Here is a 15245-nt window from a genome sequence, read left to right as displayed (position 1 = left end):
AAGTAAAAAAGATGTCGCAAACAAAACCTATTGTAAGCTCTTACAATGAATGGGACCCGTTAGAAGAAGTAATCGTTGGAACAATGGAAGGTGCATCAGTACCGCCCTGGCATGTTACCCTAAAAGCAACAATGCCTGAAAACCACTGGGATTTTTATAAAAAAAATGGTGGAAAATTATTCCCTGCCGAACAGATAAAAGCTGCACAGCTAGAACTGGACAACCTGGCCCATATATTGGAACAGGAGGGAGTAATCGTTAGGAGACCGGATCCGGTAGATTTTAACAGACCTTACAGCACTCCCGACTGGAAAAGTGAAGGCGGGTTATATAGTGCGATGCCACGTGATGTCTTATTGGTTATAGGTGAGAACATTATTGAAGCTCCGATGCCTTGGAGATCAAGACATCATGAAGTGAATTCTTTCCGACCACTGATAAAAGAATATTTTAATAAGGGAGCAAAATGGTCGGCAGCTCCAAAGCCGCAATTGCTGGATGAACTTTATGATTATAATTATCAGGAAGGAAGCGGCAATGACCCTATCAATTATGTTATAAATGATTTTGAACCGGTATTTGACGCCGCTGATTTTACCAAATGTGGTAAAGACATTTTCGTGCTTAAAAGCCATGTAACCAATGATGCAGGGATTAAGTGGCTTCAGCAGCACATTGGGGATGACTATACAATTCATAAAATAGATTGTAATGACAGGCACCCAATGCATATTGACACCACTTTTGTACCGTTGGCACCTGGGAAATTGCTGATCCATCCTGACAGGATGAACAAAATTCCCGAGATGTTCAAAAGCTGGGACATTCTTAAAGCCCCCGCACCAGTTATGCCGGACAGTCAGGTTTTGTATATGAGCAGCAAATGGCTTACCATGAACACCTTTATGATCGACAGTGAAAGAATTCTGGTGGAGAAAAACGAAAAACCAACCATCGAAGCACTGAAAAAATTTGGGATGAAACCGATACCGTGCAGTTTTTACAATTTCAACACTTTTGGTGGAGGATTTCACTGTGCAACATTGGATATACGAAGAACAGGTGAACTTAAATCATACTTTTAATGCAAGATGAACTAACATTTAGTACCGAAGAAAAGAAATCTGTTGTCCAGTCGTATCGGCATCCGGAATGGAATGATGTTCCTGATGAGAAATGGAATGACTGGAAATGGCAGCTAAGCAACAGACTGAATAGTTTTGAAGAAATATCAAGAATTATCAATCTTACGCCGACCGAAGCTAACGCCTTAAATCACAATTCTTTGTTTAGAGTTGACATCACTCCATATTTTTTGAGTCTTGTTGATAAAGACGATTTTAACTGTCCAATAAGGAGACAGGTTTTACCGACAGAGAAGGAAATGTATGATTTTACAGGGATGAACGAAGATTCTTTAAGCGAAGACGAGTATTCACCGGTGAATGGTATAGTGCATCGGTATCCGGATCGCGTTTTAATGCTGATCACTACCCAATGTGCATCCTATTGCAGGTATTGTACCAGAAGCAGGTTGGTAGGTGACAACTCTAAAAATTATAACTCCACGGATTTTGACAATCAGATTGAATACATAAGCAACAATCCGCAAATCCGGGACGTACTGCTTTCGGGGGGCGATCCTTTACTGCTGCCAATTAAAAGACTGGAATCGATCTTAATGCGATTAAGAGAAATTCCGCATCTCGAAATTATCAGGCTCGGTACGAGAACACCGGTATTCAACCCTAGTATTATAACTCAGGAGTTTTGCGATATGGTAGAAAAATACCATCCTTTTTGGCTGAACATTCACGTGAATCATCCTAAAGAAATTACTCCGGAGTTACAACAGGCTTGTGAAAAGTTGTTGAAAGCCGGAATTCCTTTAGGCAACCAGGCAGTATTGCTAAAAGGGATAAATGACACCGTTGAAATACAGCGTAAGCTTTGTACAGATTTAGTAAAGATGCGGGTAAGACCTTATTATCTGTATCAATGTGATTTAGTAAAAGGAGCAGGCCATTTTCGGACTCCTATATCCAAAGGTATCGAGATTATGGAAGGACTAAGAGGACATATTTCCGGATATGCAATTCCAACTTTTGTAATTGACGCACCTTATGGAGGTGGTAAAATTCCGCTGGCTCCAAACTATGTTTTAAGTCAGTCCCCAAACAAAGTTGTTTTAAGAAATTATGAAGGTTTTATTACCGTGTATACAGATTCGGACCATGAAACGGATCATGAAATTATTTCCGGCAACAGGAAAGGCAAAGACATATCAGTTCTGGATTTGATTCAGGGCAATGAAAAATTTATAATGCCACAAAATTTTAGAAACTCAAAAAGAGAAGACTAATGGATAATACCAATACAACTTTAGACACCGTTTTAACTCTTACATCCGCAAAGTTCCTTAAACAAGAAAAATATTGGTCCGAAAGAATCGCTCAAATAGCAGAGAAAACGAACTTAGTATTTAATAATAATGCCACAGTTTCTGATGATTTTGAGAAAGAGGAATACATTTTCAGTATTGATGAGCAAATCAGTGACAAGATTTTTTCCTTAGCTCGTGGAAATGATCTGTCTGTTTATGTCATATTGGATGCTGTCCTGAAAATTATGCTTTACAATTATCTGGATCAGGATACAATCACTACAATTTCGTCAGTTTTAAAAGAAAATGCCGATGAAGAAACACTCAACGATTCGGTTTATATATCCGGAGAAATTGATTCTTCAAATTCTTTTAAAGAGTTTGTAATGCAGTTGAGTGAGACTGTTGAGATGTCTTATGAGAATCAGGATTATCCCCGGAATGTTTTAGCCGAAAAAATCAGTGGTAACAGCAACGATCTGTCAAACGTGTGGCATGTTTTTGAGCCGATCCATAATTCAGCTGAAGCGACTGGTAATGATATCGTTTTTACATTTGAAAAAGCAGGCAATGTGCTTCAGGGTAAAATAGAAGCGAACCCAGCTGTTGTACCAGGCATCTATTTGGAGCAGATGGGGACTCATTTTTTAAAGGTAACAAGGCTGGCAATAGGCAACCCTGAAATTACTCTTCAGGATATCAGCCTGTTTTCTGACAGTGAAATAAAATATTACAAAGAAGGATTGAATCCACCTGCAAGTTTATCGGCCCTTTCGGCTGATACGATTCATGCTGTTTTTGAAATGCAAGCCCATAGTAATCCTGATAATTTATTTTCAATCGATTGCGAAGGCCAGCTTACGTATAATGAGGTAAATGAAAAGAGCAACCGGTTGGCACATTATCTATTGGAAAAAAAGGAGACTAAAAATGCTGTAATCGGAATCTATTTAGAAAGATCGAATGATCTCATCATCTCGATATTGGCAATATTAAAGGCGGGCGGGACATTTTTCATGATCGATACGACACTTCCTGCCGAGAGGATTGATTTGATGCTTGCAGAAGTGAACGTTCCTATAATAATTTCAAAAGCTTCCTTTAGTGATGCTGTAGCTGATGAAAACAGAACAGTAGTGGATCTGGATCATTTGGATCTGGATCATTATCCTGTTACCAATACTAAACCTGTAGCGGGCCCAAAAGATCCGGCATATCTTATGTTTACTTCCGGCTCAACGGGCAGCCCGAAAGCAGTACTTATTTTACATGAATCTTTTGTTTCCAGAATGAGCTGGTTAACACAGCACTACAATCTTACTGACAACGATGTAACCATTCAGAAAACACCTCTGTCCTTTGACCCTTCCATTTGTGAAATGTTTCGTGGTGTGGCTTCAGGAGCAAAAATTTATTTTTTACCCAATAGTGAAGAGAAAAATCCCGAAGCTATTCTTGATGCAGTAAGCCGGTATAAAGTAACCACTATTGATTTTGTTCCATCCATGCTTTCTGTTTTTTTGGATTATATCAATACGTTTGAAAATCATGTTGAAAAATTGGCAACCTTAAGATGGGTATTTACGGGGGCTGAAGCGCTTTCGTCCAGAGTTGTCAATACATTTAACGATACTTTGTTTGCCACAAATGGCACAAGATTAATAAATACGTGGGGCGCAACAGAAGTAACGGTTGATGTGACTTACTATGATTGTTCTGCATTTCCGTCGGAGCTTAAAAAGGTTCCGGTAGGAAAACCAATTGAAAATGCCCAAATCTACTTACTCAATAAGCATAAAAAGTTTACACCAATGGGAATGATTGGCGAACTTTATACAGCCGGTATTTATGTTTCAGAGGGATACTATAATGCTGAAGAACTGAATGCGCAAAAGTTTGTGACCATTGAAAATTTTGGTACTACCAGATTTTACAAAACCGGCGATTTCGCAAGATGGCAGCCGGACGGGAATTTAGAATTTATAGGAAGAAAAGACAATCAGTTAAAAGTTAGAGGTATAAGGATCGAAAGTGCCGATATTGAGTATCAAATTTTAAAACTGGATGAAGTAAGTCAGGCTTTTGTGACGGTTATTCAGGATCCAAAAACAGAAAATGATTATCTGGTTTGTTACATCGTTCCCAAAAACAATAGCAAACCCATTAGTGCTGGAGCGATCAAAGAAGAATTGAAAACAAAATTACCGGACTATTACATGCCGGACTATTTTTTCTTCCTGGACAGCTTTCCTTTAACAGCAAATGAAAAAATCGATACTGCAAAGCTTCCAAAGAACATCAATGTAAAAGATAGTTTTGCTTCAGAATATGCAGCTCCGGATACCGACTTAGAACGAAAAATTACCCTGATTTGGCAAGAACTGCTTAATTTGGAAAAGGTTGGGGTTAATGATGTTTTTTTTGACATAGGAGGACATTCTTTAAATGCTGTTTCGCTGATCTCGCTTTTGCATAAAAAGTTGAGTATCAAAATCGAGATCAAGGACATCTTTAAATATTTTACCATCAGATTGCTCGCCTCGTATATACAGGAGAATAATTTGGATTCCGCCTATGCTGAAATTCCAAAGGTTTCAGAGAAAAAATATTATAAAACAACCAGTTCTCAAAAACGTCTCTGGTCTTTAAGCAAATTTGATGAGGCATCCGTAGCCTATAATGTCCCGGTTGCTGCTGAACTGAAAGGGAAACTGGATATTGATTACTTAAAAAAAGCTTGTGCCGCTTTAATTGAAAGACATGAAATACTGAGAACAGCGTTCGTTCTTTTGGATGACGAAATCGTGCAGGACATCTTGCCATTCAGTCCGGAGTTTGCAGCCCTGGAATATTTAGATTATAGCAAAACAAACAATGTTGATGTAGTGATCAATAGCTACATAGAGGATTTCATTCAGCATAAATTTGATTTAGAAAAAGGACCGCTGATACAGCTAAGTCTTTTGAAAAAGGCAGATGACGATTATTTACTGCTCATCTGCATGCATCATATTATATCCGATTCCTGGTCTCTCAAAATAATAATGAAAGATATTTTATCGTATTATAATGCTTTTTCTGCTCAGATTCCGGCAAATATTGCTCCTCTGGAGATTCAGAACAAGGATTATGCGGAATGGGAAAATAGTACTATCGATTTGAAAGAAAGAGTGTATTGGAGCCAGAAACTCGATGGAAATCTTTTGAAAATCGATCTGCCATCCTTCCGCGAGCGTCCGAAAACGCAGACTTATAATGGAACCTACGTGGTTTACACGCTTCCGTCAAACACTACAAAAAACCTGCAGACGCTGGGCAAAGACTATAATGCGACGCTTTTCATGACCGCAATGTCTGTTTTTAATTATATATTTTATAAGTATACCGGAAACACCGACATCGTACTGGGAACTGTTATTGCAAACAGGGAAAAATTATCGTTACAAGATCAAATCGGATTTTATATTAATACTTTGGTTATTAGGACACAATTTGATCCGGGCGGTAAATTTTCAGACCTTATCGATCTGACAAAAAATAATATAATTGAAGCCTTTGAACATAAAGATTATCCTTTTGATGAGTTAATCAATGATATTAATATTAAGAGAGATTTAGGCCGTTCTCCGGTTTTTGATGTTTTAATTGAGACTCAGAATTATGCCAATACCATTTCTTCGGATGATAATCTGAGTGCAGAATCAGTTGAAGTGAATGTGATAAAAGCAGATAATAAAACAGCGATTTGTGATCTCAACATCATGCTGGTAGAACAAGCGAACGGAGAAATTGTTTTTAATGCCAGATATAATACGGACGTTTATGATTCTGAGGTTATTGAGCGTTTATTCAAACATTTTAATTATTTGTTGGATCAGCTTGGAACTGATTCGGACAAAAGCTTTAGCGACTATGATTTGCTGATTGAAGAAGACAGAAAACTCATCAGCCAATTTCATGATACAGATCAGTTTATTCCTCAAAGAACAATCCCTGACTATATAAAGGAGCATTCACAAGTAACTCCTGATGTATGTGCGATTCTGTACAATGGCACGCAGACTACCTACGGAGAACTTGAGGAGGAAAGCAGTCAGATAGCAGATTTTCTGTCTTTGAATACCCATAACAAGCTTATAGGTGTTTTGATGCAGCGCTCTCCTGAAATTGTAAAAACAATTACAGGAATATGGAAAGCAGGTATGACCTATCTGCCCTTTGACCCAACTTACCCTTATCAGCGTATAAAGAAACTGATCAACGATGCCGGTCTGGAGATGCTTGTTATCGATAAGAATTATATAAAAGAAGCGATGTTATTGCAGTGGGATTGTCCTGGCCTTAAAAGCATCTTTTGTGTCAACAGTGAAAATATCTTTCTGGAAGCGGAATCCAAAAATGCTTCTATGAGCAAAGACCTTTGGGAGTATGTAGCCGAGCGTTCTACTGATGATATCACGGCTGGAGGATGGCTCAATAGTTATACCGGTAAACCTTTCAGCCGGGAAGAGATGAACGAGTATCGTGAAAATGCCCGATTTAAGATAAGCCAGGAAATAAATGCACAATCTAAAGTATTAGAAATAGGGTGTAGTTCGGGAATTACCATGTTTGCCATTGCTCCTTTGGTTATGGAATATCATGGAGTAGATTTATCGGCAAACGTCTTAAAAAATAACGAAGCAACGATTAAGGAATTAGGAATTGATAATATTCATCAGCACAATCTTTTTGCTCATGAAATTGATCAAATCCATACAGGTGATTTCGATCTGATTGTCATCAATAGCGTGATACAGAATTTTCATGGCTATAACTATCTCCTGGATGTATTAGAAAAATGTTTTGCCTTATTAGGAGACAATGGGAAAATTTTCATTGGAGATATCATGGACAACGATAAGAAAGAAAGTCTGATATCTTCCTTGCAGAATTTTAAAGAAGCCAATAGTAATGAAAAAGTGAAACTGGAATGGGATGAAGAGTTTTTTGTTGAAAGATCTTTCTTCGATGATTTAAAGTTTAAATACGATTTCATTAGCCAGGTATTGCATACCGATAAAATTGGAAGTATTGAGAATGAATTGTTTTCTTTTCGCTATGATACCTTAATTTCTTTAGATAAATCTCAAAAGAACATTACAGAAGGTGTACAAAAAAGGTATCAGTATGACAAGCGTTCCCTTAGAAAAAGCAACAACATTTATTCTGATTTATCAAAGCTAGACGAGGCTGCTTATATCATTTACACTTCCGGCTCAACAGGTGAACCCAAAGGCGCAATTTTGCATCATTTGGGGATGATGAACCATATATATGCCAAAATCAGTGACCTGGAAATAACCACTGATAGTATAGTGGCGCAAAATGCTTCACAAGGATTTGATATTTCAATATGGCAGTTTTTTGCTGCTCTGGTTCAGGGAGGATCAATCGTCATTTATGATGATGATACGATAACGAATCCGGAAAATTTACTGGATCATTTAACTTCAGATCAGGTAAGCATTCTTGAAGTGGTGCCTTCCTATATGTCACTGTTATATAATTCGGCAGAAAACAATGGCTTTAGGGAGCTGGAATCGTTGAAATATCTGTTAGTTACCGGCGAAACGGTACATCATGCCCTTATCAGCAAGTGGTTTGAGGCCTTTCCGAATATCCCGATTGTCAATGCATACGGGCCAACAGAAACTTCTGATGATATTACGCATTATATGATGAAAGACTGCCCTCAGGGGCCAAATATATTGATTGGAAAAACTTTACAGAATTTCAGGATCTACATCATCGACGATTCGTTTAAACAAGTTCCGATAGGAGTGAGGGGAGAGATTGTAGTTTCAGGTCCCGGAGTCGGATATGGATATCTTAATAACCCTCAAAAAACAAGTGAGGTGTTTTTGGACGATCCTTTTCAGTCTTTAAAAGTTCCTATGTACAGAACAGGAGATATCGGAAGGTACTTGCCGGATGGAAATATCGAATTTTTTGGCAGAAGAGATTTTCAGGTTAAGATCAACGGCAGGAGGATCGAATTAGGTGAAATAGAGAATAAAATATTACAAATTGCAGAGGTCAAAGAAGCTGTAGTGCTTTTGAACAAAAACAAGGAACAAAACTATCTTGTAGCCTTTGTCATTCTAAGTAATTCCCCGGCAACTGAAGATGTAGAAGTGGAAACTGAAAAAATCAGAAAGCGCCTTGCACAAAGTGTGCCTGATTATATGGTTCCTTCAAAGCTGTTTGTGGTGCAGAGTTTTCCGGTCACTTCTAACGGGAAAATTGATCGTGTCCAGCTTTTAACAAAGTGCGATTCGAAAAGTAATCCGGAAAAAGCAATAGCCCTTCCTTCAAATACCTATGAAGAAAAGATTCTTCAATTTTGGAGCGACACATTAGGAAGAGATACGCTGGGAATAAATGATAATTTTTTCGAGAATGGCGGGCATTCTATTTCAGCGATTCAGATTATTACCAAAGTCAAAAAAGAATTTCAGGTGGATATTCCGTTAAAGGACCTTTTTGAATATCCAATTCTGGAAGATTTTGCAAAAAGGGTTGACTTTCATAAAAAAGAAATGCTCAATCTGGTATTGCCAAATCCGGGGAAAAAAAGCAGAAAGAGCCGGTATAAAATATCACCTGTTCAGTTTGCCGAATGGTACCTGCAAAAATTTAATCCTAACAGTACATTTTACAACATTGGATTTATACTTGAATTCACTGGTGATCTGAATATTGAGGCATTTTACCAAACCATAGTACATCTGTATGGCAGACACGATATATTCAGAACAGCATTAATTGAAGATGATGGCAGACCTTATCAGCTTCTCAGAGAAAATGTTGAACTTAATCTGTCTGACTTTCTGATCGATATCAGACAAGAGTCACAGCAGGAAAGTAAGGTACAGGAACTCATAAAAAAATACAGCAATACTGTTTTCGATTTATCCAAACCGCCAATATGTACGACCAAACTGATCAGGCTCGCTGATGAAAAATATATTTTTACATTAGAGACGCACCATATTGTCTGGGATCAGATATCAACGTTTATTTTCCATAAGGAACTAACTCAGGGCTACAATAATTTTATAGCCAAAGGCGATTTTGAGCTTCCGGAATTAAAGGTAAATTATATCGATTACACCGAATGGATTAACACCCTTATCGATACAGGACAATTAGAGTCGCAGAGACAATATTGGCTGGAAAAATATAAAACAATACCAGAGCCGCTTGAGCTGCCAACAGATTTTCCAAGACCATTGGTGCACTCTTTTAATGGAGATTTTATTTTCAAATCGGTTGATTTAGATTTCAAACAGAAAATAAGCGATTTCTGTAATCAGAATGGAGTTACTTATCAGATCTTTTTAATTTCTGTATTGAATTTGTTATTGTACAGATTAACGAACCAGGACGATTTTGTCGTAGGAACTCCTATATGGAACAGAGATAAGGAAAATCTGGAAGATATTATTGGCCTGTTTGCATCAGGGATACCAATACGATGCACGGTAGACGAAAACTGGTCTTTTAGAAAATTAATGGAGCATTCCAAGAAGAGTTCACTGGATGCTTATGAGAACCATCTGTATCCGTTTAACAAGATTATCGAAGAATTAAATCCGACTACAGATTTTTCAAGACAAAAAGTGATGTCCGTATTTTTTGGTGTGCAAAACGATGACACCGAATTGACTGAAAGAAATTTTGATGGTATCACCATCAATGATATCACTGGCCAGTACGATTTAAAGATAAACCATACGTCTGTTTTTGATTTCACCCTTCAGGTAGATCACTCCAAACACTATATGTGGTATTCGTTACGATACAATACGGATTTGTTTAAAGAATCGACAGCACAAAATTTCCTTACGCGATACGAGCAGCTGATTCGCCAGTGTATGGAAACTCCTGACCAGAATATTGGAGATTATGACATATTGCTGGACGAAGAGAAAATTATCATTGATGATTTTACTCAGAATACAAATGTTTTCACTATTGAAGATTTCGGTATTCATAACCTGATTGAAGAAACTGTAGCAAAGTATCCTGAAAATGTCGCAATAGTCGACAATAAACAACAGCTTACTTATGCTCAAATCAATGCTCTTGCCAATAAAATTTCGCATTGCCTGATCGAAAACGGTACTAAGAAAAAAGACAGAGTCGGAGTGCTGATGCAGAGGTCTACAGAATTTGTAGCGACTGTGTTGGGAATACTTAAAGCAGGTGCAATTTATGTACCGCTGGGTAAAGATTATCCTGTACAGCGTATCGAAGAAATTATTAGTCAGGCAGAAATTGAAACGATAGTGACTACGACGGAATGTTTGTCTCAGGCATTTATGGATTCCTCTTTTTCGAAAATGCTCATTGATCTGAATACAACAGATATTTCCGGGTTTTCTGAAAATGCTCCAAAAGTACAGGTAGAAAATCAGGATCTGGCTTATACGATATTTACTTCAGGATCAACAGGAAAACCTAAAGGGATTAATATCAAACATGTGGGTATAATCAATATTGTAAAATCTACCACAGAGGCTTTTAATTTCAGTGAAAATGAGAGTGTTTTATTTCACACGCCTGTAGTTTTTGATGCCTCAATTATGGACTTTTTGTGGCCATTAGCCGTAGGTGCAAAAATAGTCGTGATGAAAGATGATGATGAAAAAAGTATAAAAGCATACGAAAGTCATATTGAGAATCATAAGATTACTCACATGCAGTCGGTACCTTTGTTATTAGAATCAATTGTCGACGGCCTTGAAAGAAACGAAATTTCAAATCTTCAAAGTCTAAAGAGAATAGCTGTAGGTGGCGCTTTATTGCAGACTTCATTAAGAAACCGATTTTTTAATGTCTTGGATTGTAAATTGTTTAACTGTTATGGACCAACTGAAACCACTGTAGATTCTACCCGATTTGATTGTTCTGCAAGTACCGTGGGAACAGATCAGTTTGTACCCGTAGGCAAGCCGGTTGCCAATACCAGAATTTATGTTCTGGATCAAAAGATGAAAATATGTCCTCTTGGTGTTCCGGGCGAATTGTATATCTCATCAATAGGAGTAGCAGCCGATTATCTGAACAATCCTGCACAAACAGAAAAAGCTTTTGTACATAATCCTTTTCAGGACGGATTGAGCGCAACGCTTTACAAAACAGGAGATAAGGGTATTTATGATGAAGCCGGTAACTTAATAGTATACGGACGACTGGACAATCAGGTAAAATTGAATGGTAACAGGATTGAGATTGATGAAATAGAATCGGTACTTCTGAATCATAATGCTATTTTTAATGTTGCGGTAATTTTAAACAAACAAGCATCTTACGAACAATTAATCGCTTTTATTGAACCTGAAAAGGGAATCAACAGTTTTGTTGCTGATGACGGCAAAATGTACACTTGGATTACCCTGCATCAAAATGAAATGATACGGGAAGATTTCCTCAGCCTCTCAAAAACAGCATCTATTGAGCCATTGCTTCTTCAATCTTTTAAAGATTTTGATCAGATACTTTATGATTATCCCGATCTGCAAATCATGATTAATGACGAAAGTGGTAAAACAATCTGTTGTGTAACGGCTGTTCCTGTTTTTCTGCCGGACGCGGATGGTGCTTCTGATGATCTGAGTATTTTATTGCGCAGGGTAGAGGAAACACAATACAACGCCATAGCCATTCTGAATACTTCGACGCATTCGACATTCAGCACACTGAAAGAGGAAGATATTTTAAAGTGCTACACCGAGGTTTGTCATCATTTTGGATATTCTAATCTGATCAGCGTCAAATCTTCAACGGAAAGAGAAGGTGCTTTTTCTCTAACAGATTATTCCTATTTGCTTAACGAACAATCGACCGGGAATTACTTGAATGATCATGCAATCAGAATGCATTTGTCTGTGTATTTGCCGCAATACATGGTTCCCCGAAAATTTATTGTTCTAAATAAAATACCACTGAACGATAATGGAAAAGTAGACAAGAATAAATTAAACAAATTGAAGCTCAATAATGATTTCCTGTTGCCCGAAACCAAATTGACAGCAACACAGCAAACCATAAAAAGCTTCTTTACGGAAATTTTAGAGAAAGAAGTCCAAATTCATTCCAGTTTTTTTGAATATGGAGGACATTCTATCAATATGATTCAGCTGATTTCTAAAATCGAAAAAGAGTTCGGTATAAAATTCCCGATAGTAGAAGTGTTCAATCGCCAATCCATTTATAGCATATCGGCCTATATCGACAAAAATGCAAAGAATAAAGAGGCCGGTATCTATCTGCACAAACTCAGCAGTGGAAGAACAAAGAATATGGTGTGCATACCGTCTATCAGTACCACGGCATTAGACTTCTTAGAGTTGTCAAAACACCTTGATCATTATAATGTTTATGCACTTGATTTTTCTTTTTTAGATTCCTATAAAGAAATGCATAACAGTCTAAATGACATCGTAGACAGCGCTATAGCAATGATAATGAACAGCGGAATTGAAGGCGAGCTTGACCTGCTGGGCTATTCAGCCGGAGGTTTATTTGCTTATGAACTGCTCAAAAAACTCGAAGATTATAAAGTGGTCAATAAGTTTATCGTATTGGATATTGTGCCGCCGCCTCAGACGGTCAAAGTCAACAAAAAAGCGACTACTTATAAAGATGCCGACGTTGATGCATTCTTAGAATTAGATCAGCTGAATAAATTTAACCCCGATGAAAGGAAAATAATTGAAGAACGAATATGGAAATATGCCGAAGTCACTTCGTTTATATCAGGAAATAAAATGATTAATATTCCAACCCATGTTTTCCTTAGTGAAAATTCCAACATCGAGAAACACAGTATTTGGCAAGCCTTAATCAAAAGTAAAATAAAGGTGACCAGGCTTGAAGGGGATCATTACGAAATACTTCAAAAAGAAAAAGTAGAAAGAAACACCCAAATTATAACAAATCAAATAGAAAAATAAAAAGATACAAAATTATGAGAAATATTATCTTAGGAATAAATTGTGTATACCACGAATCATCAGTGTGCTTAATAATTGATAACAAAGTAGTTGCAGCTATTGAAGAAGAAAGACTTTCAAGAATCAAACATGCAAAAGAATCAAAAATTGACAATCCCGATGAATTGCCGATTCTTGCTTTGAACAAATGTCTCGAGATGGGAGGGATAAGTTTAGAGGATGTTGCTTTAATAGGATTTTCATTTCAACCTGAAAGAAGATTAAAAAACATACCTTCAGAAGATCGTTTCATACCGAACAACTGGGGTTGTGAGGACGGTGAAAAGTTATTTTATGATAAATTAATAACAATTCCTCAAAAACTTAAGGAAATGGGTTTTAAAGGGCAGTTTAGCTTTATAGAGCACGCAATAGCACATTGTGCATCAGCATATTATCCGTCTCCGTTTAAGGATGCAGCCATACTTTCTATTGATGGAATCGGTGAATTTGAATCGACCACTCTTGCCCATGGAAATGGTAAAAAAATTGAAGTATTACAACAAATTGCCTACCCTAATTCAATTGGTTTTTTATGGGAGAAAATTTCTAAATTTTTAGGCTTTTCAGAATACGATGCGTGTAAAGTGATGAGCGTAGCGTCGTTCGGAAACCCTTTAACATTTGAAGAAGAATTCAATAAGATGACTTCCATCAATGACGAAACTATTTTTGAACTGGACAATGAGATACTGTGCTTCAGAGTGGAAGATTATTCGAAGTTAGAAAAGTTGTTCAACATTAAAAAAAGAGAAACACTGGATGAATTAGAAGAGGTTCACAAAGATATTGCAGCTTCTTTGCAAAAGTGGACCACAGATATTATTGTAAAAATTATCGACAAGCTTTTTGAAGAAACAAAATCTGAAAACCTTTGTATTGCAGGCGGTGTAGCTTTAAACTGTGTTGCCAACACCATAGCTTTTGAAAACAGTAAATTTAAAAATATTTTTATACAGCCAGCGGCGAATGATGCGGGAACAGCTTTGGGAGCGGCTTTAAAACTGAATATTGAATCAGAAGGGAACTTAGAAGGATTAGTTTTAGACAATACTTTTTTAGGCCCTTCATTTACAACTGAAGAAATTCACAACGAAATGTCCAAGAGAGACCTTGTGTATGCTCATGTGGAGGATATAGAAGTGAAAACGGCAGAACTCATTGGGGAAGGGAATATTATCGGATGGTTTCAGGGAGCAATGGAATTTGGACCCCGGGCTCTTGGAAACAGAAGTCTTTTAGCAGATCCGAGAGATTTCCATATGATTAAAAAACTCAATTCAATAGTCAAACACAGAGAAGATCACAGACCATTTTGCCCAAGTGTTTTATCAGAAGAAACAGAAAACTGGTTTGATATTAAAAAGAATACACCTGTATCGGAGTATATGCTTATGGCTTATCCGGCTTTAACCAATAAAAAAGAACTCATTCCGGCAGTAGTACATGTTGACGGAACTTCGAGAATACAGGCGGTAAATCAGAAAACCAATCCCAAATACCACGGGTTAATATCCGAATTCTATAAATTAACCGGAATCCCGATGGTTTTAAACACTTCTTTTAATGACAGAGAACCAATAGTTTGCACTCCTGAGGATGCTATAAAAACTTTTTTGAAATCCAATATTGATTATCTGGTTATGGGTAACTTTATAATGAGTAAAAAGGATAATCTGGAGAAAGTCTAAACTTTTTCTTTTGAGAATGAAAAATTTGAAAAAGATTCATTGACTCTGGAATTTATCTTCGTTAAGGTTATCGGATATACCAGTTGTTATGTAGTGACCATTGGGAGAATCAAGAATTTCCCACGAGAT

At 37.2% G+C, this 15245-nt stretch carries 4 protein-coding genes; all 4 read left to right on the top strand.

The genetic code is table 11. The annotated features are described in order from the left end of the window. Positions 1–11 precede the first annotated feature (11 nt). From ACAM30_RS21595 to ACAM30_RS21580, 4 genes are read left to right on the top strand one after another with little or no spacing between them, the layout of a single operon-like run. Complete coding sequence (locus tag ACAM30_RS21595) at positions 12–1085, top strand: amidinotransferase (protein WP_369616573.1); 1074 nt, start codon at positions 12–14, stop codon at positions 1083–1085. Beyond that, entirely contained in the window at positions 1085–2362 is a 1278-nt protein-coding gene (locus tag ACAM30_RS21590) for a KamA family radical SAM protein (protein WP_369616572.1), read from the top strand. The genes ACAM30_RS21595 and ACAM30_RS21590 overlap by 1 nt, the downstream gene beginning before the upstream one ends. Beyond that, positions 2362–13386, top strand: coding sequence for an amino acid adenylation domain-containing protein (locus ACAM30_RS21585; RefSeq protein ID WP_369616571.1), 11025 nt, complete (start codon positions 2362–2364; stop codon positions 13384–13386). Before ACAM30_RS21590 ends, ACAM30_RS21585 begins: the two co-directional genes overlap by 1 nt. Positions 13387–13400: 14 nt before the next feature. Then, positions 13401–15116, top strand: coding sequence for a carbamoyltransferase (locus ACAM30_RS21580; RefSeq protein WP_369616570.1), 1716 nt, complete (start codon positions 13401–13403; stop codon positions 15114–15116). Positions 15117–15245 lie beyond the last annotated feature (129 nt).

Origin of the sequence: Flavobacterium sp. CFS9 (assembly GCF_041154745.1) — a bacterium.
Classification (GTDB): Bacteria; Bacteroidota; Bacteroidia; order Flavobacteriales; family Flavobacteriaceae; genus Flavobacterium.
The sequence above is the reverse complement of the archived record's forward strand: the minus strand, read 5'-3'. Positions and strand labels throughout refer to the sequence as shown.